We start from the raw sequence: 21,581 nt of genomic DNA on the forward strand, positions 1-21,581 counted from the left end.
GTCAGCGGGTGACGTACACCGTCGCCGACGCCGTCGACGCCGCGTGCAGGTCGTCGCCCGGCCAGCTCACCTTGTACGTCGTCTCCCGGCGGGTGCGCGGGATGTCGTTGATGGTGAACGTGCCGTCCGCGGCGACCGTCACCGACGACAGTGTGCCGGTGCCGAGCCGGTCGGTGCGCTCGACCTTCAGCACCGCACGGTCCGGCAGCGCCTTGCCCTGGGCGGTGAAGGTGCCGGTGATCTCCAGGCCCGTGCTGATCGACGCCTCGGCCGGGGCGGTGAGCGCGATCGAGGTGGGTGCCTTGCCGACGCTCACCGTGTGGGTCACGTCGGTCGCCGGGCGGTGGGTGAGGTCGCCGAGGTAGGAGACGGTGTAGGTGGCGTCGCCCACCAGGTCGGGCTCGTCGAGGACGGTGTAGGAGCCGTCGTCCTTGACGGTGAAGGTGCCGAGGTCGTGGACGCCGGTGGCGTCTGTGCGGGTCGCCTTCACCTTCAGCGGCTCGGCCGGTGCCGGGCCGTCGTACTCCAGCCGGCCGCGCACCGACAGCGGTTCGCCCGCGACCGCCTGGGCGGGGCTGTGGCTCAGGGTGGCGTTCAGGCGTACGTCGTACTGGACCGCCGGGGGCTGGATGACGTGCAGCCAGAACTGGTTGCCGGCCGCGTTCGTGGTGACCGCGAACAGGCGGGAGCCGTCGGCGGACCACTCCATGCCGCGCGGCGCCACCCGGTCGCCGTCGAGGCTGCCCTCGAAGGCGAACTCCAGCGGGGCGGTGGAGTCAGCCGGGTCGGCGGGCTGCACCAGCAGGTCCGGGGTTGCGCCGCCGGCCGAGGCGCCGCGCGCGATGTACTTGCCGTCGCCGCTGAAGGCGACCGCGCTCGCGGTGGCACCGGCGGGCAGGGTGGCGTATCCGATGCCGGCGTCGGACAGGTCGCTGGTGTTCAGCAGCCGCGTACCGGCGGCCGCGTCGGCGACGGCGACCTTGCTGCCGTCCGCGGAGAACGCCATGTCCTTGAGATCCAGGGCGCCTTGACCGTCGGCGTCGGCGAAACGCCGGGCCGCGTTGCGGACGAGGGTGCCGCCGCTCGTGTCGTACACCGTCAGGAACGGGTTGGGCGCTTGGGAGTTGAGTGGCTGCCCCATCAACATGCGGTCGCCCGGGCCCGCTTCGAGCTGGAGCTTGCCGTAGTCCTGCCAGTTGGTGCGCGGTGCGGTGTTGGTGGCGGGGACGTAGGAGTCCAGGTACGTCAGCGCCGTGTCGCACTCCGCGGTGTAGTACGAGTACGGCGTCGTGAAGTACACCGTGCCGCCGGAGAAGGCGAGGCTGCGGCCGCAGGTGTCGGTGGAGACGTACAGGCCGTTGGACTGGTAGGTGCTGGTGTCGTAACGCCAGATCACCTGGCGGCCGCCGACGTAGAGCGTGGAGCCGTCGTCACTCAGGGCCAGCCCCGAGATGTGCTGCTGGGTGCTGATCGTGGTGATCCGCTCGCCCTGGAAGTCGTAGACGGCGATGAGGCCGGGGTAGTCGTAGCTGCCGAGATTGCTGTCGGCGACGTAGACCCGCTGGTGTGCGGAGTCCACGGCCAGCGCCGAGTACGAGGTGATCGGCAGCTTGGCCACCGCTTCGGAGGCGGCGGCGTGGGCCGCGGGCGCGGCGGCGACGGTCAGGCCGGTCCCGGCGAGAGTGGCGGCGAGAGCCGTGGCCGCGAGGCGTCTACGACGGTAAGCGCTGTCCAACTGTGCCCCCCACAGGCTTCGTTGGACCCCACCAGGAACGGCGAGACCCGTGTGTCCCCCATGTAACAGGGGTGAAGATCCTGTGATCAAGGGGGCGCGGGGAACGGCTCGTGGTGAGTGGGCGGTGCGGGGATGGGGCAGCTGATGGGTGATCCGGGGGCGGCCCTCGCGCCGCCCTTCGGGCATGGCGCACGCGCAGGATCGGGGCGGGCTGAGCATCACCGTCGCGTACTTCCGCGACGCCGACGGCCTCCGGCAGTGGCAGGCCCACCCCGAGCACCGCGCGGCACAGAAACGCGGGCGGGCCCAGTGGTACGAGCGCTACAAGCTGCATGTGGCGAAGGTGGAGCGGAGCCACGGTTTCGTGCGCGAGGAGTGAGCCGAGCCCTGCCGTTCACGGGGCGAGGACGCAGAACTCGTGGTTCTCCGGGTCGGTCAGGCAGGTCCACGCGACGTCGCCCTGGCCGATGTCGAGGTCGGATGCGCCCAGGGTCCGCAGTCGGTTCACCTCTGCCGCCTTGTCGTCATCGGGGTATGGCAGCAGGTCGAGGTGGAGGCGGTCCGGCACGGTCTTGGTGTCGGGTGTGCGGAGGAACTCGAGGTACGGACCGCCACCCTTGGCGGACCGCAGTGACGCGTGGTCGTCGGCCACCTCGTGCACGGTCCAGTCCGTCGCCTCGCCCCAGAACCGGGCCATGGCCCGCGGGTCCGTGCAGTCGACGACCACCGCGGCGACCGGCCCGGTGTCCCGGTAGATCTCGCGCGGCTCCAGCACACAGAACTCGTTGCCCTCGGGATCGGCGAGCACCGTCCACGGCACGTCGCCCTGACCCACGTCGGCGGGCGTCGCACCGAGCGACTTCAGGCGTGCGACCAACTCGGTCTGATGGGCGGCGGAGGTGGTGGCGAGGTCGAGGTGCACGCGGTTCTTCACCGCCGTCTTGGGCTCCGGTACGGGCACGACGTCGATACCGAGGACGACCGGGTCCGGCCAGACGAGGCCGCCGGGCGGTCCGACGTAGGTGGTCACGCCGGCGCTGTACGCGGTCCAGCCGAGCGCCTCCGCCCAGAACCGGCCGACCGCCGCGGCGTCGAGGGCCTTCACGTTCACCATCACCGGTCGCAGCGCCATGCCGGCGATCCTATGCGGGACCGTCCGTTCCAGAGAGTGGGACGCTGTTGGAGCCGGGCCACGGCTGCGGTAGAACTGTCTCCATGATCTCCGAGCTCTTGGTGCGACGCCTGGTCATCGACCTGTGCCTCCGCGCGGGCTCCTGTTGTCTCTGACACCTTTTCTTTGATCCGAACCCCTGACGCGCCCTCCCCCGCGGTGAACCACCCGGTGTGAGCGCGGTTGTTGCGCCCTTTGTGCAGGTGCGCTCCCTTTTCCTCGCCCACATTCCCGCTCGGCGCCGACCGTCCGTGTCGGTCGACGGCTACGTGCCGTACCCGGGCGCGCCCCTGGAGGACGCCTGTGTCCACAACGTCGGTTCAGAGAAAGGTTTCTGACCCTCCATCACCCTCACCCCGTCGCCAACGGCGTGCATGGGCGCGGGTGCGGCCGGTCGCTTTGCCGTTCGCCTCCCTTCTCGTCTTCCTCGGCCTGTGGCAACTGCTGGCGGCGAGCGGGACTTGGAGCGAGACCCTGGTGCCGCCGCCGGCGAAGGTGTGGGACGCGTTCGTCGACGTCTCCACCACCCACGACGGCGTACGGGGCTACAACGGCACCACACTCGTCGAGCACCTCGGCATCAGCCTGCGCCGCATCGCACTCGGCGCCGGGATCGGCATCGTCGCCGGCGTGGTCCTCGGACTGCTCATGGGCACCGTCGGCTGGCTGCGCTCGCTGTTCGAACCGTGGATCACCTTCCTGCGGACGCTGCCGCCGCTCGCGTACTTCTCGCTGCTCATCATCTGGCTGGGCATCGACGAGGAGCCGAAGGTCACGCTGCTGGCCGTGGCCGCGTTCCCGCCGGTGGCGGTGTCCACCACCGCGGCCGTGGCGGCCGTACCGAAGCAGCTGATCGAAGCCGCCCGGGCGCTCGGCGGATCACGGTGGGACGTGGTCCGGGACGTCGTCGTGCCCTCCGCGCTGCCGGAGACCCTCACCGGCGTCCGGCTCGCCGTAGGCGTGGCCTACTCGTCCCTGGTCGCCGCCGAGTTGGTCAACGGGCTGCCCGGCATCGGAGGCATGGTCAAGGACGCCGCCAACTACAACAACACCCCCGTCGTGCTCGTCGGCATCATCGCCATCGGCGTCTCCGGCCTGATCATCGACGGCCTGCTGCTGCGGCTGGAGCGCACGGTCGTGCCCTGGCGCGGACGCACGTAAGCCCCCCCCCGGCCACCCGCCCCAAGCCGCACAGTCCCCGCTGTCACCCCTCGCACAGAAACGGCACCACCATGTCCCCTCTCCCCCAAGGCCCCTCCCGTCGTCTCCTCCTCGCCGGCGCCCTGGCCGCCGTGTCCGCCGCCGTCACCGGCTGCTCCGCCGACAGTGAGGCCGCCACGTCCGGCGGTGCCAAGCAGCTGCGCATCGGCTACTTCGCCTTCCCCAGCGGCGACTTGCTGGTGAAGAACAGAAAGCTGCTGGAGAAGGCGCTGCCGGAGTACACGATCAAGTGGATCAAGTTCGACTCCGGTGCCAGCGTCAACCAGGCCTTCCTCGGCAAGTCCCTCGACATCGCCGCGCTCGGCTCCAGCCCCTTCGCCCGCGGCATCTCAGGCAGTTCGCCGATCCCGTACAAGGTGGCGTGGATTCTGGACGTCGCGGGCGAGAACGAGGCCCTCGTGGCACGCAAGGACACCGGCATCACCGACGTCGCCGGGCTCAAGGGCAAGAAGATCGCCACCCCGTTCGCCTCGACCTCCCACTACAGTCTGCTGGCGGCCCTGGAGGCGGCCGGACTCGCCGCGTCCGACGTGCAGTTGATCGACCTCCAGCCGCAGCCGATCCTCGCCGCCTGGGAACGCGGTGACATCGACGCCGCCTACGTCTGGCTCCCCACGCTCGACGAGCTGCGCAAGACCGGCACCCAGCTCACCAGCAGCAAGGAGATCGGCGCCGCGGGCAAGCCGACCCTCGATCTGGCCGTCGTGTCAGACGAGTTGATCGGCCGGGACCCGAAGGCCATCGCCGCGTGGCGCACGGCGCAGGCCGAGGCGCTGCGCCTGCTCAAGTCGGATCCGGACGGGGCGGTCAAGGCGGTCGCTGCCGAGATCAACATCAGCGAGGCCGACGCCAAGGCCCAGTTGGCGCAAGGCGTCTTCCTCACCCCGGAGCAGGTCGTCTCCGCCAACTGGCTGGGCACCGACAGCGGTCCGGGCAAGCTGCTCACCTACGTCAGCGACACCGCCGCCTTCCTCGCCGCCCAGAAGCAGATAGACGCCGCGCCGTCCGAGGACGCCGTCCGCAAGGCGTTCTATCTGGAGGGGCTGTCCGATGTCGTCAAGTGAGCTCACCGCCAAGCCGGTTGTCGATGCGGAGCGCGCCGGGTCGGTCCGCATCGAGCGGGTCACGCACCAGTACGGCCGTGGCGGCGAGGCCTTCACCGCCGTAGGGCCGGTCGATCTGGCCGTCCCGGCCGGGGAGTTCCTCGTTCTCGTCGGCGCGTCCGGGTGCGGCAAGAGCACGCTGTTGCGACTGATCGCCGGGTTCGAGCAGCCCACGCACGGCTCGGTGCGCGTGTCGGGCGCCGAGCCGCACCCCGGTGTCTCGGCCGGTGTGGTCTTCCAGACGCCGCGGCTCTTCCCGTGGCGGACCGTGCGCGGCAACGTCGATCTGGCGCTGCGCTACGCGGGCGTGGACCGCGCCCAATGGCCGGAGCGCCGCGCCGAGTTGCTGGCGCGGGTCGGGCTGGAGGGCACCGAGCGGCGACGGGTCTGGGAGATCTCCGGCGGGCAGCAGCAGCGCGTCGCCATCGCCCGGGCCCTGGCCGCCGAGAACCCGCTCCTGCTGCTGGACGAGCCGTTCGCCGCACTGGACGCGCTGACCCGAGAGCGCCTCCAGGAGGACGTGCGCCAGGTGACCGAACGCACCGGGCGGACCGCGGTGTTCGTGACCCACTCGGCCGAGGAGGCGGTGTTCCTCGGCTCCCGCATCGTGGTGCTGACCAAGAGCCCCGGCACCGTGGCCCTGGACCTGCCGATCGGCCTGCCGCGCGGCGACGTCGACGCCGAAGAGCTCCGCAACTCCCCCGAGTTCGCCGAGCTGCGCGCCCAGGTGTCCCACGCCGTCAAGGCAGCGGCGGCGGCCTGAACCTCGTACACCCCCCTCAGGAAAGGGATTTGACCCGTGAGCATCCTCAGCGAACGCCCGGCCGTGACCGGGCTCCCGATCACCCCGCTGGGCCCGAACTTCGGTGCCGAACTGCACGGCATCGACCTCGGCCGGCTCGACGACGACCAGGTCCTCGCGCTGCGCGAGGCGCTGGTGGCGTACAAGGTGCTGTTCGTGCGCGGCCAGCACGGGCTCGACGACGCGGCCCAGATCGAGTTCGGCCGGCGGCTGGGCGAGGTCACCGTGGGGCATCCGGTGCACGACTCCGGTGACGTGGCCCCCGAGGTGTACTCCCTGGACAGCCAGGACAACGGGTTCGCCGACGTGTGGCACACCGACGTGACGTTCGTACGGCGGCCCCCGGCCATCTCCGTGCTGCGGGCCGTGGTGCTGCCGCCCACCGGCGGCGACACCAACTGGGCGGACAGCCAGCTCGCCTACGAGTCCCTGTCGCCGGGACTGCGGGCCCACATCGACACGCTGACCGCCGTCCACGACGGCAGCCGCGAGTTCGGCTACTACCTCGCCCAACGCAGGCAGGGCCAGGGGAACTTGTGGGAGGGCGAGGTGTTCACCTCGCTGACGCCGGTGGAGCATCCGGTGGTGCGGGTGCACCCGGAGAGCGGCCGCAAGGGCCTGTTCGTGAACCCGGGTTTCACCTCGCACATCGTTGGTGTCTCGGAACACGAGAGCCGCGGCCTCCTCGACATCCTGTACGCCCACCTCACCAAGCCGGAGCACGTCGTACGGCACCGCTGGCAGGCCGGTGACGTGGCGCTGTGGGACAACCGCAGCACGGCCCACTACGCCAACCGCGACTACGGCGACCAGCACCGGGTGATGCACCGGATCACCCTGCGCGGCGACGTCCCGGTGGGCCCCGCCACCGCCTGACACGGACACCGGCGCCTCCAGGGGCGCCGGTAGTCTCCCGGCCATGGAGAACCTGGCCGAGACCGCGTGCCGGATCTGTGGACTGGACGACGGTGACGAGCTGTTCGACCGGCACGGCGTACCGCTCTACGTGATCTGCGCCTGCTGCTACAACGAGTCGGGCATCGGCGACGACACCCTGATGCAGGTCCGCGAACTCCGCGGCCTGTGGCTCGGCCACGGCGCCCGGTGGCACGAGCCTGCCCGAAAACCGGCGGACTGGGACCTGCTCGCCCAGATCGCGAACATTCCGCCCAGGTGGCGATGAAAAGGGCCGCACCACGGCGCTCTTGACACCCGCCGGGGCGACCGACGTACGTTGAACTCGCGAATTCCTGACGGGTGGAGGCCCTCGATGCACGTTCCTGGCGCGGTGCCGCACGGTGCCTGCACGGGTGCGTGGCTGATCATCCGGCGGCATGTCGACTACTGCCGCACCGCCTCCGCGGTCTGTCCTTCCGTACACGTCTGACCCCTGCCGGCCCGCCTCGCCGGCCGTCTCGTCGTGGCCCCGCCGTTTGCGCTGTACGGCCGCGAGTTCACGTGTTCTCGGAAGGAACTCCCCTTGTCCCGCCCTGCCCTGCACCTCGCCGTCGAGCTCGACGGTGACGGCGCTCATCCCGCGGCCTGGCGCCGTGCCGCCCACTCGCCCGACCAGCTGCTCACCCCGCGCCGCGTGGCCCAGGTCGCCGCCGTGGCGGAGAACGCCGGGTTCACCCTGATCACCCTCGATGACGGGGTGCTGCCGCCCGGGGCCGCGCCGAACCCGGTGGGCCGTATCGGCGCGGTGGAGCGGGCGGCTTTCGTCGCCGCGTCCACGAGCAGCATCGGCATCGCGCCGGTCGTGCCGCTCACGTACGCCGAACCCTTCCATGTCTCCAGCCAGTTGGCGTCGCTCGACCATGTCTCCGCGGGTCGTGCCGGGTGGGTGGTGACGGAGGAGGACCAGCCGGAGGCGGCTCGCGCCTGGGGGCGCCCGCTCGTCGAGGGTGCCGAGGCGCGGGCCCGGGAGTCCCGGGACGGGGTGGAGGTGGCCCGGGCGCTGTGGGACTCGTGGGAGGACGACGCGGTCATCCGGTCCGTCGCCACCAGCCGCTACCTCGACCGCGAGCGGCTGCACTACATCGACTTCACCGGGGAGACGTACGCCGTGAAGGGCCCGGCGATCGTGCCGCGTCCGCCGCAGGGCCAGGTCGTCGTCCTGGGCCGGCCCGACCGGGTGCCCGCCGCACAACTCGACGTCGGCCTCGTCGGGGGCCATGACCTGACGTCCATCACCGCGGCCGCCGCTGCCGCCGGTACGGCCCGTGTCTTCGCCGAGGTCGAGGTCGCGCTCGACACCCCGGACGCCACCGCCGCCGCCCGCGTCGCCGACCTGGAGCGGCACGCGCCGTGGCCGGACCAGGGACGGCTGCGGCACATCGGCTCCGCCGAGCAACTGGTCGCACTGCTCAGGGAGTTGAGCCGCCATGTGGACGGCGTACGGCTGCATCCGCTGGTGCTGGACGAGGATCTGGCCGTCCTCTCCCGTCTCGTGCTGCCCGCCCTGTCCGAGCGGCGCCTCGTCGCCCGCCCGCTGCCGGGCACCTCCCTGCGCACAACCTTGGGGCTGGCGCGCCCCGCCAACCGCTTCGCCGCCGCATCCCTCCCGGAGGACGCCCGATGACCCGCACCGACCCCCTCGACGTCCCCCGGCCGCACGCCCAGCTGCACTTCGGGGTCTTCTTCCAGGGCGTCAACCACTGGACCATCTGGTCGGCCCCCGAGAGCGGCTCGCAGATCGACCCCGCCTCCTTCCGCAAGGTCGCCCAGACCGCCGAACGCGGCCTGTTCGACGCGTTCTTCCTCGGCGAGGGGCTGCGGCTGCGCGAGGTCGACGGGAAGATCCACGACCTCGACGTGGCCGGACGGCCGGACGCCCTCACCCAACTCGCCGCGCTGGCCGCCGTGACCCGCCGGATCGGCCTGGTCTCCACCTCCAACTCCACGTTCAACGAGCCCGCCGACCTCGCCCGCCGCCTCTCCGGCCTCGACCTGCTCTCGGAAGGGCGGGCCGGCTGGAACGTGGTGACCACCGACAACGCCTGGACCGGCGCCAACTTCCGCCGCGGCGGCTACCTCGACCACGCCGACCGCTACCGGCGCGCCGAGGAGTTCCTCACCGTGGCCCGCGCGCTCTGGGACGGCTGGGCGGACGGTGCCGTCGCCGGAACGCAGACCGCTTCCAACTGGGCCGCGCCCGGTGCCGTACGCCAAGTGCGCCACCGTGGCCCGCAGTTCGACGTCGATCTCGCCCCGACCCTGCCGCGCAGCGCCCAGGGCCACCCGGTGATCTTCCAGGCCGGCGACTCCGGCGAGGGACGTGACTTCGCCGCCCGCAACGCCGACGTGATCTTCTCCGCGCACGGCAACGACTTCGACGACGCGCTGGCCTTCGCCGAGGACATCCGCACCCGGCTGCGCGCCGTGGGCCGGCCCGACGACGATCTGCGCATCCTGCCCGGCACCGAGATCATCATCGGCGCCACCGAGGAGGAGGCGCAGGAGAAGAAGCGCTGGGTCCGGCTCCAACAGGTCACTCCCGCCACGGCGTTGGGGATCGCCTCGCTGCTGTGGGGCATCGACCTGTCCGACCGCGACGCGGACGGGCCGCTGCCCGCCGAGGACCCGGTCGTCGCCGAGAACGACGGCTCCTTCGGCGCCCGGCGCATCGCCGACCCGAGGGCGGTCGTCGCCGAGTGGCGGGCGAAGGCGGAGGCACCTGGCTGGTCGCTGCGCGAGACCGTCATCGCGCTCGGCCCGCAGCGCGGCCACGTCGGCACCCCGGCCGGACTGGCCGACAAGTTCGCCCACTTCGTACGGCACGGCGCACTCGACGGCTTCAACGTCACGCCGTACCTCATCCCGGACGGCCTCGACGACATCGTCGACCTGCTCGTTCCGGAACTGCAGGAACGCGGCGTCTACCGCACCGAGTACACCGGCACGACCCTGCGCGACCACCTCGGCCTGCGCGAGCCCCTCACCCACCGCACCGCCGCCGACCGACGCCAGGCGAGCTGACCGAACGCCCCTGCCCCCTGAGGAGAAGTCATGACCATCGAAGCGACCGCGACCGACCTCCAGGCCTTCACCGAGAACTGGCTGGAGTGGTACCGCGCCCAGGAGACCCAACTCGCCGACCCGCACGGGTTCCTGGCGATCACCGGCCTGCACTGGCTCGACGACCGACCCCAGCGCTTCCCCGACGCCCCCGGCGCCTGGCACACCGGACCCGAGGGCGTCGTCGTCACCCTCGACGAGGGCGAGGAACTGCTCGTCGACGGCACCCCGGTGCGCGGTGAGCACCGCTTCGGCGTGCTGCCCGAGCGCGGCGGCGTCAACGCGGTCTGGGGCGAGGCGGTCATCGAGGTCGCCAAGCGCGGCGGCCACGACATCGTCCGCCCCCGGCACCCGGACGCCGAACTGCGCACGGCCTTCACCGGCACCCCCGCCTACGCCCCCGACCCGCGCTGGGTCGTGCGGGGCCGGTACCTCCCCTTCGACGAGCCGCGTCCGACCACCGTGGGAGCCGCGGTCGAGGGGCTTGAGCACGTGTACGACGCGCCGGGCCGGATCGAGTTCGAGCTGGAGGGGCGTGAGCTGTCCCTGACCGCGTTCCCCGGGTACGCCGAGGGCGCCTTGTCGGTGCTGTTCACCGACGCCACTTCCGGGGTCACCACCTACGCCGCCAACCGCTCCCTGACGGTCGGTCCGCCCGCGGCCGACGGCACGGTGACGCTGGACTTCAACCGCGCCGCCAACCTTCCCTGCGCCTACACCGACCTCGCCACCTGCCCGCTCCCGCCGGCCGAGAACCGGCTGCCGGTGGCGATCGAGGCGGGGCTGAAGATCCCCCGCGAGCGCGGCGGCGCCTGAGCGGACCGCCCCCTGTCCTTCCACCCACCACGATGCGAGGACCGCCGCCCATGACCACCCCCGCCCTCACCTCACTGGCCTTCCTCACCCCGGGCAACTTCGCCGACGACGACCCGCACACCGGCCTGGAGGAGACGCTCGGGCTCTTCGAGTACGGCGAGCGGCTCGGCTTCGACGGCGCCTGGATCCGCCAGCGCCACCTGGAACACGGCGTAGGCTCGGCCGCCGTGTTCCTCGCCGCGGCCGGCCAGCGCACCGACCGGATCGAACTGGGCACCGCGGTCATCCCGATCGGCTACGAGAACCCCTTCCGTCTCGCCGAGGACCTCGCGCTGGCCGACGTCCTGTCCCGGGGGCGGCTCCAGGTCGGGTTCAGCACCGGGATGCCGCATGCCGAACTGCTCGGAGACCTCGTGCACGACGGGGACTGGCGGGGCTTCGACCTGTCGTACGGCCGGATCGCCCGCGTGCTCACCCACCTGCGCGGCGACTACCTCGGCGGCCCGGACACGGTCATCCACTCGCCCGGCAACGTCCAGCGGCCACGCCTCCAGCCGCACAGCCCCGGGCTGGCCCGGCGCATCTGGTACGGCGCCGGGAGCCTGCGCTCGGTGCGCTGGGCCGCCGAGAGCGGGCTGAGCCTGCTGACCGGCAACATCGTCACCGGCGAGGGCACCGACGACTTCACCACGGCCCAGCTGAACCTGCTGGCCGAATACCGCCGCACGCTCCCCGCCGGCACCCCGGCCCGGGTCGCGCTGGGCCGGGTCATCGTCCCCTTCGACAGCGCCGACGCGGCCGGCCGGGCCCGCTACCGCGCCTACGCGGCGAGCCGCCACGAACGGACCCTGGCACCCCAGGGCCCGAAACGCACACTGTTCGCCCCCGACGTGGTCGGCACGGCCGAGCAGATCCTCGAACAGCTGACCGCCGATCCGGTCCTCGCGGAGGTGTCGGAGCTGCGGCTGGAGCTGCCGTACGAGTTCCATCGGGAGGAGTATGAGCAGATCCTGCACGACGTACGGCACCTGATCGCGCCGGAGCTGGGGTGGCGGGCCGGTTCCACGGCGGTCCCCGCGGCGGTCGGGCAGGCCTCCGACGTAGGCTGATCCGGCTGATTTTCGCCTATGCCGGGCAGGAGGCCGCAGTGGCCGAGACCACGGTCGAAGAGGTGCTGGCCGAACTGGCCGGGCTCGAGGACCCCAAGGCACGCGCCGTGAACGAGAGGCACGGCGACGACCACGGTGTGAACCTCGGCAAACTGCGCGCCCTCGCCAAGCGGCTCAAGACGCAGCACGATCTCGCCGGCCGGCTCTGGGCGACGGGCGACAGCCCGGCGAGACTGCTGGCGATCCTCGTCTGCCGCCCCAAGGCGTACGGGCGCGACGAGCTGGACGCCATGCTGCGCGAGGCACGCACACCCAAGGTGCACGACTGGCTCGTCTCCTACGTGGTGAAGAAGAGCCCGCACGCCGAGGAACTGCGCGTGGCCTGGACCGCCGATCCGGACCCGGTGGTGGCCAGTGCCGGCTGGGCACTGACGACGGAACGGGTGGCGAAGCGGCCCGAGGGCATCGACCTGGCGGGGCTGCTCGACGTCATCGAGGCGGAGATGAAGGGCGCGCCGGACCGGCTGCAGTGGGCGATGAACCACTGCCTGGCCCAGATCGGGATCGACCACGCCGAACACCGGGCCCGCGCGATCGCCATCGGGGAGCGCCTGGAGGTGCTGAAGGACTATCCGACTCCCCCGGGCTGCACGTCACCGTTCGCGCCGGTCTGGATCGACGAGATGGTGCGCCGGCAGGGCGGCTGACCGGCCGAGTCAGCGGCCCTCGCCGACGGCCCGTCAGTGGCCGTGGCCCTGTCGGCCGAGGGTCTCCACCGGGTGGGCGCCGGGCCGGGTCCACTGGGGTACGGGGCGGCTGGTCGGGCCCCAGGTGGGGTTGCCGTCCGCGTCCGAGCGCCAGGACCAGCAGGCCCTGTCCCCCTCCGGCCAGCCCTCGGGCTTGTCCTCCCAGGTCTCGCCGCGGCCGTAGGGCGTCATGTCGAGCAGGGCGAGGGAGCCGTTGACCCGCTCGTTGCCGCGGCCCGTCGTGGTGTACGTGAGGAACGTGCGGTCGCCGTCGCGCAGGAAGCAGGTGAGGTGGCCCATGTCGCCGCCGACCGGGGCGGGCGTGTCGCGCACCGAGTACCAGGGCTGGGTGTAGCCCATGAACGCGACGTAGGGGGCCACCTCCTCCCAGGGCCCGACGGTCAGGACGGCGAAGGAGACACCCCTGGCGTTGAGGTAGACGGCGTCCTTCAGGTGCCAGGCCGTGGTGGTGCACCCCTCGCACTGGCCCTGGTGCGGCGCGCCGTCGTACCACATGTGCTTGTAGACGACGAGCTCGTCGCGGCCCTGGAACAGGTCCAGGAACGGGACGGGGCCGTCGGCGCCGACGACCTCGACCGTCCCGTCGAACTCCACCATCGGCAGTCGGCGGCGGTCCGCGGCGAGGGCGTCGCCCGCACGGGTGTGGGCCTTCTCGCGGACCAGGAGCTCGTCGCGGGCCTTCTGCCAGGTGGCCAGGTCGACGACGGGCGGTCGGCCGGGCCGCGCGGTGGTCGGGTCGTCCGGTGTGGTCGTCATGGTGCGTCCTCCGTGGTGTCTCGTGCCGGGCAGCGTCGTACGCCGCCCTGGGACGGTCACAGGATGAGACTCCAGGCCCGCCCGAAACTCATCGCCGAGCGCACCGCGTGTGATGGATGATCGGTGGATGCGTCCGCTCCGGCACGGCTACACCAACCGCACCGCCACCGACGGCGCCGTCGTGGTGAAGGGCTACGAGGGTCCCGGCGCCGAACTCCGGCTGCGGGGCGAGCACTTGTTGCTGGAGCGGCTTCAGGGCCGGTTGCCGGTGCCGCCCGTGCGAGCGGTCGACGCGCGGACCCTGACGCTCGGCTTCGTGGCGGGTGTGCCCGGCCAGGAGCTCCTGGAGGACCGGCCCGCGGCCGTGCTCACGAGCTGCGGAGAGGTACTGCGCCGCATCCACGCCGCCCCACCGGAAATCCTGGCGGGCGGCGACGGCGTGCTCGTGCACGGTGACTTCGGGCCGCAGAACCTGCTGCTCGATCCCGGCACCTTCGCCGTGACCGCGGTCGTCGACTGGGAGTTCGCCCATCTCGGCGACCCGGTCGAGGATCTGGCGTGGTGCGAGTGGATCGTACGGATGCACCATCCGCGGTGCCGCCCTGAACTCCCCCGTTTCTTCCGGACGTACGGCGGAGAGGTGCCGCCCTGGCCGGTCCGGAAGTCCGCCATGCTGGCCAGGTGCGAGGAGCTCCGCCGGTTCTGCGACCGCTGGGAGCCGCATGGTCCGGGGGTACGGCAGTGGCAGGAGCGGATCGAGGTGACCGCCGGTTGGCGGGAGTGACGCGGGACGGCCGGTGTCTCAGGGTGTGACGATCCTGTCCTGTTCCACCGGCGGTGTGCCGTCGTGCCAGGGCAGGGCCCTGCCGAACCGGACGAGTTCGCCGTAGAGGGCGGGATCGACGTCTTCGGCGAGGATCAGGTCGAGTACGGCGACGGCAGCCTGTGACGGTGACTGGGCGTGGCTGTAGTCGCTGAACCAGGGGCGTGAGGTGGCGGTGTCGACCATGCCGGGGCAGACCGAGGCGACCAACGTGCCGGTGGCGAGGTCGTGTTCGCGGCGTTCGGCGGCGACCGCGCGGACCGCGGCGACCTGCGCGACCTTCGAGGGCACGTTCAGCCAGACCGGCCAACCCGCCTGCGTCGCCGTCCCGTTGTGGATCGCGCCGCGCCAGGACTCGACCGCGTCCTCGACCTGGTCGAGGCTCGCGTTCTCGAAGTGGTGATGCAGCCGCGGGTCGAGATGGCCGAGCGTGCCGAGGCTGCTGGCCACCACCAACAGACGGCCGCCGGGCCGCAGTACGGGCCCGAAGGAACGCAGGACGGCGTGCGTCGCGGTGTTGGAGACGTCGATGAACTCGTCGGCCCGCGCCGCCTGTGAGTCCTCGGGGAGCAGGCGGGTGATGGCGTTGGAGACGACGAAGTCCACCCCGCCGTACCGGCTTTCGAGCTCCTTGGCGAGGTCGGCGATGACTTCCGTGTCGGCGACGTCCAGGACGCGGCCCTCGACGCGGGCGCGGGTGCCCGGCAGTTGGGTGACTTCGCGGGCGGCGTCCTCGACGCGTTGGGGGTTGCGGCCGGTGAGCAGGACGAGGTCGTCGGGGTGCAGGCGGGCCGCCAGGCCTTCGACGAGAGCGCGGCCGAGTCCTTGGTTGGCGCCCGTGACGAGGGCGATGCGTGAGGCACTCATGACGGCCACGCTAGGAACGCCTTGCCCATGAGTCCAACGAAAGTTCGGCAAGCCTGGTATGCGTGATCGTCATGGACTTCACGGATGTGTCGTTGACCGCGCTGCGCGTGTTCCGCGCTGTCGCCGAGCAGGGGACCTTCACCGCGGCTGCCGACGCGCTGGGCTACACGCAGTCGGCGGTGTCCCGGCAGATCGCCTCCATCGAACGGGCGGCGGGCGCCGAGCTGTTGGAGCGGCGCCGCGACGGCGTACGGCTCACCGCTGCCGGACGCGTCGTCCTGCGCCGGGCGACGGTGGTGCTCGACGAGATCGACGCCACGGCACGAGAACTGTCCGGTCTGCCGGAGCAGGCCGGCACGGTCCGCCTGGGATGGTTCCCCAGCGCCGGCGCCGTCCTGCTGCCCAGAGCCCTGGCCGCCCTGCGGCGCACCGACCCCGGCCTCACCGTGGTGGGCCGGGAGGGCAGCACGCCGGCGCTGGTGCGCGCCCTGCGGGCGGGCAGCCTCGACCTGGCGCTGCTCGCGTCGGCACCGCCTTTCCGGCCGCCGGACGCCGAGTCTCCGCCTCTGGTGCTGCGAACGCTCACCGAACGTGCCCTGTGCCTCGCGGTGCCCGCCGGTCACCCGCTCGCCCGGGGTGAGTTCGTCGACGTGGCCGATCTGCGGGGGCAGCGGTGGATCACCGGGTCCGGCTCCGGGGAGGACCGCCTGCTGGGGGTGTGGCCGGGGCTGGACGAACGGCCGGAGATCGCCCACACCGCCCGCGACTGGCTCGCCAAGCTCCAGCTCGTCGCCGCCGGCTGCGGCCTGACGACCGTACCGGCGTCCCTCGCCCCCGCGGCACCCCCGGGCGTCCGCATCCTCCCGGTCCGCGGCGGCCCCCAGGAACAGCGCCGCCTGCTCCTGGCCCGTCTCCCCCACCCGCCGACCGAGCCGGTCACCCGCGTGGCGGCGGCGCTCCGGGCGGTGGCCGTGGCTCTGGAGGCCGACGCCGACGCCAACCGCTGAACGGGCCGGTCTTTCCGCTCCTTCACGGACGGCCGCTCCGCGCCCCGGCCTGAGGACGCTCGTCACCGGCTCCGCCGATGAGGTTCTCGCCCGGGGCTTCGGTGTGCCCGGCGCGGAGGGCGCACCCCGATCGGGCCAGCACCGGTCGACGCCCAGGTGAGTGACGCCTTGACTGGCCTGAACGGCGCAGCGGCACTGGTGGGAGGCGGGATGGCGTGGACGGCGCGGCTGGAGCGCCTGCGTACCCACGCCGAGCGACGGTTCCCGGTCATCGGCGAGCTGACGGGGCGGCTGCTGTCGGGGAACCTCCTGGACGCCGGGACGAGGCTCGCCGCGCAGGCGTTCCTGGCCGTGGTGCCGCTGCTGTTCGCGATCGCCGCGTTCACCCCGCACAGCGTCCGTGAGCAGTTGCAGGAGTCGCTGCGTGCCATGTTCGGGCTGACCGGCCGGTCCGACGTGGAGCTCGATCAGGTGCTGGGCAGCTCCGCCGACGACGGTCTGCGCGAGACGACCGGTGCCGTGGGCCTGGTGCTGGCGCTGGTCTCGGCCACCAGCTTCAGCCGGGCCATGGCCCGGGTCTGCGAGCGGGCCTGGCGGCTGCCGAAGTCGGCGACCAGGATCGCGGCCTGGCGCTGGCTGGTGTGGCTCCTCGTGCTGATGCTCGTCGTGCTGCTCCAGGGGCCCATCCGCAGCGGCTTCGGCGTCGGCGCGTGGCTGGGCGTCCCGCTGTTCTTCGTCCTGAGCACCGGCCTGTGGCTGTGGACGCAGCGCCTGCTGCTGGCCGGCCGGGTCCCCTGGCTGCCGCTGCTGCCCGGAGCGCTGCTCGCCTCGGCCGCCACCAGCGCCCTGGGCCTGACCGCCCGCCTCTACATGCCCGGCGCGCTGAACCGCACCCTGGAGGAGTACGGCTCCCTCGGCGTGGTCCTGACGATGCTGTCCTGGCTGATCGTGGTGTGCGCGACGGTCACCTTCGCGGTGACGATCGGTGCCGTGCTGGCGGAGGAGCCGCCGTTGAACCGCGTCCTGTGGCGAGGCGGCCCCCCACCTCGCCGGGCCTGAGGACGGATGCTCAGTCGAGGCAGAACTCGTTGCCCTCGACGTCCTGCATCACGATGCAGGACTCGTTGACGCCGTCGGCCTTCAGCAGCTGCACACGCACCGCGCCGAGCGCGAGCAGTCGCGTGCACTCGGCCTCGAGCACGGCGAGGCGCTCCTCGCCCACGAGTCCGGTGCCGACCCGCACGTCGAGGTGCACCCGGTTCTTGACGACCTTGCCCTCGGGCACGCGCTGGAAGTACAGGCGCGGGCCGACGCCCGTGGGATCACTGCAGGCGAACCAGGCGTCCCGGTCCTCCGGGGCCTGGGCCTCGTTGTAGGCGTCCCAGGTGGCGAACCCCTCCGGTGGTGGCGGCGCCTCGTACCCGAGCACCTCGCACCAGAAGCGGGCGACGCGCTCGGGCTGCGCACAGTCGAAGGTGACCTGGAATTTCTTGATCGCTGACATCGGCGCACCATAGCAAGGCGGCTCGTCCGCTCATCTCCCGGTGCGGCTCAGCGGGTTCGCGAGCGCTCGGTCCGTCGTCACACCCGTTCCGCACCCAGGTGGTCGGCCAGGCGGTGCGCCTGTGCAAGCAGCGTTCCGTACGTGACCAGCGCGTCGGGGTCGTCGGGCGCGGCGCCGGGGAGCTGCCGGCGCAGGGCGTCGAGGGTGCGTCGAAGCTCGGCGGCGGTGTCGTTCAGGGCCCGTCCGACGGTCTCGTCCCGGCCGTCCGCGGAGAACCGGTACTCGCCGTAGAGGTGCACGGCGCGTGCCGTCTCGCGCAGGAAGTCGGCGTAGGCGGTGGTGACGGTGTCGGCCGGCCGGGGCGTGGTGCCCTCCGCCGCCTCGCGCACGGTGCGGGTCACGCCCGCGGTGTGGACGGCGACGTAGTCCAGCACGGCCAGCGCGTCGGCGTAGGTCGTGCCGTGCGCGGCCGCGCTCTGCCGGCGGGGCCGCCTGAGGTTGCCCCGGAGGCTCTCCTCGCTCCAGCCGATCGCCGACCTGGCCTGGTCGACGAGGCGTCCCAGCCGCAGGGCGCGCTCGTGCCGTACGCCTGCCTCGTGGTCGTCCCATTCGGCGGCGGTCAGCCCGTCGGCCACGTCGTCCAGGATGTCTCGGGCCTCGCGGGTGGCGTCCGCCAGCGCGGCGCGCGTGTCCCGCAGGTAGGTCGGGGGCCGGATCAGTGCGTTGACCGCCACCCCGACCAGCGCGCCGAACACCGCCTCCGAGAGGCGTGCGGCCGCCCCGGCGAGCGTGACGTCGCCGCCGGTCAGGACGAACAGCGCCCCGGTCGCGCCGAAGATGCCCTGGCTCCCGAGGCGCCGCCACTGTCCCAGCAGCAGCACCAGCGGCAGGACGACGGCCATCGTGACCATGGCGTCCCCCAGCAGCATCGCCGCGGCGGTCGCCACCACGGTGCCCACCGCGATCGCCGCGAGCTGTTGCAGCCCGTGCGCGACCGACCGGTACACCGTCGACTCCACCAGCGCGACCGCCACCCACGGCGCCACGAACGCCATCGGGGCCGCCAGCCACCAGCCCGCGACGGCCCACGCCACCCAGGCTGCCAGCGCCGCCTTCCCGGCCTGCGCCACGACGTCCCGCTCACGCCCCGGCTCCGCCCAGGCCCGCCGTACGGCCGTCGCCGCGTTCTCGGCGCGCCACCTGACCGCCCGGGTCGTCCTGTCGATCCACTCCATGGGACACAGGTGCCACATCTGGCGCGAGCCGCACCTGAGTGCGCGGCTCAGGGTTCGTGAGCGGCGGGCGTGGCGGAGCGCGATCGTCCCCTTCCCGGGCCGTTGCGGGGATGGCTCCCCACCGACTTGCGCGCGAGGATGCTGCTTCGGGCCGATGAGGGCCGACGAACGCTGACGGATGCCGACGAGCGTCGACGAACGCCGATTTCGCGAGCCGGTGAGCATCGAGGGAGCCTCGGATGGGTTCACATGCGGCGCCACACCACCACCGGAAGGCACTTCTGGTCGCCTCCGCGGTCGTGCTGACCGCGGCCGGCCTGCTGGGACTCCCCCGCGCGGACGGGGCACCCGCCGCGGCCGACGCCTGCCGCACCACGAGCGTGAACCTGCCCCGCGGCGACTGCGGTCCCTTCTGGCAGGTGCTCGCGGAGGACTTCAACGGCGATGTGGTGCCGCTGGGCGCGTTCAGCGACTGCGAGCACGACGTCGACACGTCCGCCGCGTACTGCGGGGGCCTGAGCGGGTCGTACCGCGACAACTGGTGGGCCTATCCGACCGGTTGGCGCGACACCGCCAACAGCCGGGGCCGGGACGTGGTCGGTGTCTATCACCCCGAGGACACCGTCAGCGTCGGTCCCGCGGAAGACAGCGACGGACGGATGACCATCCGCATGTGGCGGCCCGCCGACGGCGGCCCCGTGCACGCCGCCGCGGTGGTTCCGCGGGCCGTGATGGAGATGGCGTACGGCAAGTACAGCGCGCGGATCAAGGTGACGAAGCCGGCGCCCGGCTACAAGTCCGCCTGGCTGCACTACGGGGGCGGCTGCGAGATGGACCATCCCGAGGGCGAGTGGACCGGCTCGCTGACGGCGTTCCACCATCCGTGCGGGGGCGGCGAGCAAGGCTACTTCCCTGGCGCTGACGACTGGACCGAGTGGCACACGGTCTCCACGGAGTGGACGCCGGGCCACGTCCGCTTCTTCGTCGACGGCCGGCAGATCGGACACGACACCCGCGAGGTGCCCGACCAGCCGCTGTCGTGGGTGCTGCAGAACGAGAGCGCGCTGGAGGGACCCGGGGCGGCGCCGGGCAGCAGCGCCCAGCTCGACATCACATGGGTCGCGGCGTACGCGTACGACTGGAAGTAGCGGCGCGGCTGTAGCGGGCGGCCAACTCATCGAACGCCGCGGCCAGTTCGGGTGGGCCGACCACTTCGACGTCGGCGTCGAAGTGGCCGATGGCGGTGGCGAGTCCGGTCCAGGACCAGGAGCCGAGGGTGAGCCGGCAGTGGTGGGGGCCGAGTTCCTCGACGGTTCCGTCCTGGGCGAAGGGCGCGACGTCGGCGGCCGGGAGGTGCAGGACGACTTCGCCTCGGCAGGGCCAGTCGGTGGTGGTGCCGTCGTTGCCGCGGAACCGGCCGGTGACGAAGGTGGCGACGTCGCCGCCGGGGAGTTCGCGTGGGGTGAACCGGGGGCCGGTCGGGGTGCGGGGGCGGATGCGGTCGACGCGGAAGGTGCGCCAGTCCTCGCGGTCGAGGTCCCAGGCGACGAGGTACCAGCGGTCCCGCCAGGTGACCAGGTGGTGGGGTTGCACACGGCGGCGCTCGGCGGCCGCGTCGCCGTGCCCGGGGGTGTGGTCGAGGCGCAGTTCCTCGCGGGCGTGGACGGCGCGGCTCAGTTCCGTCAGCACCTGGGCGTCGACCCGCGCGGCGTCGGGTGCTTCCGGCGCGGGGACGGCGGTGACGCGCACCAGGTCGATGCGGTGCCGCAGGCGGGGCGGCATGACCTGGCGGAGGGTGGCCAGGGCGCGGCCGGCGTCCTCGGCGACGCCGGTGCCGGTGGCCGCGGTCCGCAGCGCGACGGCCAGGGCGACGGCCTGGTCGTCGTCGAACAGCAGGGGCGGCAGCTGACTACCGGCCGCGAGGCGATAGCCGCCGCCCGGCCCTTTGACGGTCGTGATCAGGTAGCCGAGCTCGCGTAGGCGGTCGATGTCGCGGCGCACGGTGCGCGCGGTGATGTCGAGACGCCCGGCGAGCTCCTCGCCGGACCAGTCACGGTGTGTCTGCAGCAGGGAGAGCAGCGCGAGCAGCCGGGAGGACGTTTTCCGCATGAGTCCCATGGTCGCCGAAGTAGCGGACACACCCTGTCCGCTACCTCCGCCAGGGTGGCGTACGCGCCGGTCGACACGGCCGTGCACATCGAGGCGAGGAGCAGACCATGTCCGTCACGACCACCACCCACCTGAACTTCCGTGGCGCCGCGCGCGAGGCGCTGGACTTCTACCGGAGCGTGTTCGGTGGCCGCACCGTCGCGGTCACGTACAAGGACGCCGGCGCCGTAGGGGACGAGAGCGAGGCGGACTGGGTGATGTGGGGCGAGGTGACCGGGGACGACGGCTTCCACGTCATGGCCTACGACGTGCCCTCGCACCTGCCCTGGGACCGGGGCGAGAACCCGTTCTTCGTCTCCGTGCGCGGCACCGACGCCGAGGAGATCAGCACCTTGTGGGGCAGGCTCAGCGCGGGCTCGACGGTCGTACGTCCCCTGGAGGCCGCGCCGTGGGCGCCGCTGTACGGCATGCTCACCGACCGCTTCGGCGTCACCTGGGTGCTCGACGTGGCCGTCCCCTACCACGTCTGAGCCGCGGGA

At 72.4% G+C, this 21,581-nt stretch carries 23 protein-coding genes; 16 read left to right on the forward strand and 7 right to left on the reverse strand.

The features are described 5' to 3' along the window. Position 1: 1 nt before the first annotated feature. Positions 2-1,735, reverse strand: a complete 1,734-nt coding sequence (locus tag IQ210_RS28430) for an SMP-30/gluconolactonase/LRE family protein (protein WP_194082006.1) — start codon at positions 1,733-1,735, stop codon at positions 2-4. A 184-nt stretch (positions 1,736-1,919) separates the two neighbouring features. On the opposite strand from IQ210_RS28430, the gene IQ210_RS28435 reads away from it, so the two are divergent. Beyond that, complete coding sequence (locus IQ210_RS28435; protein ID WP_322656892.1) at positions 1,920-2,114, forward strand: antibiotic biosynthesis monooxygenase family protein; 195 nt, start codon at positions 1,920-1,922, stop codon at positions 2,112-2,114. 15 nt (positions 2,115-2,129) lie between these two features. Here the strand turns inward: IQ210_RS28435 and IQ210_RS28440 are convergent, their stop codons facing one another. Beyond that, positions 2,130-2,867: a VOC family protein gene (locus tag IQ210_RS28440; protein ID WP_194082007.1), complete on the reverse strand. Its 738-nt coding sequence runs from the start codon at positions 2,865-2,867 to the stop codon at positions 2,130-2,132. 342 nt (positions 2,868-3,209) lie between these two features. Here IQ210_RS28440 and IQ210_RS28445 point away from each other — a divergent pair, with 342 nt between their 5' ends. From IQ210_RS28445 to IQ210_RS28490, 10 genes are all read left to right on the forward strand, one after another. After that, complete coding sequence (locus IQ210_RS28445; protein WP_322656893.1) at positions 3,210-4,067, forward strand: ABC transporter permease; 858 nt, start codon at positions 3,210-3,212, stop codon at positions 4,065-4,067. 71 nt (positions 4,068-4,138) lie between these two features. Continuing rightward, on the forward strand, positions 4,139-5,191 hold the full coding sequence (locus IQ210_RS28450; RefSeq protein ID WP_194082009.1) for a taurine ABC transporter substrate-binding protein: 1,053 nt from the start codon (positions 4,139-4,141) through the stop codon (positions 5,189-5,191). Continuing rightward, a complete protein-coding gene (locus tag IQ210_RS28455; RefSeq protein WP_194082010.1) occupies positions 5,178-5,993 on the forward strand; it encodes an ABC transporter ATP-binding protein in 816 nt (271 codons plus the stop codon). Before IQ210_RS28450 ends, IQ210_RS28455 begins: the two co-directional genes overlap by 14 nt. A 36-nt stretch (positions 5,994-6,029) precedes the next feature. Beyond that, positions 6,030-6,908 carry a TauD/TfdA dioxygenase family protein gene (locus tag IQ210_RS28460; protein ID WP_194082011.1) on the forward strand — a complete coding sequence of 293 codons (879 nt, stop codon included), beginning with the start codon at positions 6,030-6,032 and terminating at the stop codon, positions 6,906-6,908. Positions 6,909-6,951: 43 nt separating this feature from the next. Beyond that, complete coding sequence (locus IQ210_RS28465) at positions 6,952-7,215, forward strand: hypothetical protein (protein WP_194082012.1); 264 nt, start codon at positions 6,952-6,954, stop codon at positions 7,213-7,215. Between the two features lie 297 nt (positions 7,216-7,512). Further along, on the forward strand, positions 7,513-8,613 hold the full coding sequence (locus IQ210_RS28470; RefSeq protein ID WP_194082013.1) for an LLM class flavin-dependent oxidoreductase: 1,101 nt from the start codon (positions 7,513-7,515) through the stop codon (positions 8,611-8,613). After that, positions 8,610-10,010: an NtaA/DmoA family FMN-dependent monooxygenase gene (locus tag IQ210_RS28475; protein ID WP_194082014.1), complete on the forward strand. Its 1,401-nt coding sequence runs from the start codon at positions 8,610-8,612 to the stop codon at positions 10,008-10,010. Before IQ210_RS28470 ends, IQ210_RS28475 begins: the two co-directional genes overlap by 4 nt. Before the next feature lie 30 nt (positions 10,011-10,040). After that, positions 10,041-10,865 carry a DUF1684 domain-containing protein gene (locus tag IQ210_RS28480; RefSeq protein WP_194082015.1) on the forward strand — a complete coding sequence of 275 codons (825 nt, stop codon included), beginning with the start codon at positions 10,041-10,043 and terminating at the stop codon, positions 10,863-10,865. A 50-nt stretch (positions 10,866-10,915) separates the two neighbouring features. Further along, positions 10,916-11,974: an LLM class flavin-dependent oxidoreductase gene (locus IQ210_RS28485; RefSeq protein ID WP_194082016.1), complete on the forward strand. Its 1,059-nt coding sequence runs from the start codon at positions 10,916-10,918 to the stop codon at positions 11,972-11,974. 38 nt (positions 11,975-12,012) lie between these two features. Further along, a complete protein-coding gene (locus IQ210_RS28490) occupies positions 12,013-12,681 on the forward strand; it encodes a DNA alkylation repair protein (protein ID WP_194082017.1) in 669 nt (222 codons plus the stop codon). A gap of 33 nt (positions 12,682-12,714) precedes the next feature. On the opposite strand, the gene IQ210_RS28495 is transcribed toward IQ210_RS28490, so the two are convergent. After that, complete coding sequence (locus IQ210_RS28495) at positions 12,715-13,497, reverse strand: DUF899 family protein (protein WP_194082018.1); 783 nt, start codon at positions 13,495-13,497, stop codon at positions 12,715-12,717. Positions 13,498-13,624: 127 nt separating this feature from the next. Here IQ210_RS28495 and IQ210_RS28500 point away from each other — a divergent pair, with 127 nt between their 5' ends. Then, entirely contained in the window at positions 13,625-14,281 is a 657-nt protein-coding gene (locus tag IQ210_RS28500; RefSeq protein WP_194082019.1) for a phosphotransferase family protein, read from the forward strand. Between the two features lie 18 nt (positions 14,282-14,299). Here IQ210_RS28500 and IQ210_RS28505 read toward each other — a convergent pair whose 3' ends face one another. Continuing rightward, complete coding sequence (locus tag IQ210_RS28505; RefSeq protein ID WP_194082020.1) at positions 14,300-15,187, reverse strand: SDR family NAD(P)-dependent oxidoreductase; 888 nt, start codon at positions 15,185-15,187, stop codon at positions 14,300-14,302. A gap of 71 nt (positions 15,188-15,258) precedes the next feature. Here IQ210_RS28505 and IQ210_RS28510 point away from each other — a divergent pair, with 71 nt between their 5' ends. Continuing rightward, positions 15,259-16,194: a LysR family transcriptional regulator gene (locus tag IQ210_RS28510; protein WP_194082208.1), complete on the forward strand. Its 936-nt coding sequence runs from the start codon at positions 15,259-15,261 to the stop codon at positions 16,192-16,194. A 210-nt stretch (positions 16,195-16,404) separates the two neighbouring features. Continuing rightward, positions 16,405-17,253, forward strand: a complete 849-nt coding sequence (locus tag IQ210_RS28515; protein WP_194082021.1) for a YhjD/YihY/BrkB family envelope integrity protein — start codon at positions 16,405-16,407, stop codon at positions 17,251-17,253. A gap of 10 nt (positions 17,254-17,263) precedes the next feature. Here the strand turns inward: IQ210_RS28515 and IQ210_RS28520 are convergent, their stop codons facing one another. Both IQ210_RS28520 and IQ210_RS28525 read right to left on the reverse strand, forming a co-directional pair. After that, positions 17,264-17,698, reverse strand: coding sequence for a VOC family protein (locus IQ210_RS28520; protein ID WP_194082022.1), 435 nt, complete (start codon positions 17,696-17,698; stop codon positions 17,264-17,266). 77 nt (positions 17,699-17,775) lie between these two features. Further along, positions 17,776-18,933, reverse strand: a complete 1,158-nt coding sequence (locus IQ210_RS28525; RefSeq protein WP_194082023.1) for an FUSC family protein — start codon at positions 18,931-18,933, stop codon at positions 17,776-17,778. 239 nt (positions 18,934-19,172) lie between these two features. Here IQ210_RS28525 and IQ210_RS28530 point away from each other — a divergent pair, with 239 nt between their 5' ends. Then, positions 19,173-20,081, forward strand: a complete 909-nt coding sequence (locus IQ210_RS28530; protein ID WP_194082024.1) for a glycoside hydrolase family 16 protein — start codon at positions 19,173-19,175, stop codon at positions 20,079-20,081. Here IQ210_RS28530 and IQ210_RS28535 read toward each other — a convergent pair. After that, positions 20,044-21,042: a helix-turn-helix transcriptional regulator gene (locus tag IQ210_RS28535; RefSeq protein WP_194082025.1), complete on the reverse strand. Its 999-nt coding sequence runs from the start codon at positions 21,040-21,042 to the stop codon at positions 20,044-20,046. The two genes, IQ210_RS28530 and IQ210_RS28535, sit on opposite strands and share 38 nt — an antisense overlap. Positions 21,043-21,149: 107 nt before the next feature. On the opposite strand from IQ210_RS28535, the gene IQ210_RS28540 reads away from it, so the two are divergent. Then, entirely contained in the window at positions 21,150-21,572 is a 423-nt protein-coding gene (locus IQ210_RS28540; protein WP_194082026.1) for a VOC family protein, read from the forward strand. The last annotated feature ends 9 nt before the right edge of the window (positions 21,573-21,581 follow it).

This window comes from Streptomyces justiciae, assembly GCF_015163075.1.
In the GTDB taxonomy this organism is placed as follows: Bacteria; Actinomycetota; Actinomycetes; order Streptomycetales; family Streptomycetaceae; genus Streptomyces; species Streptomyces justiciae.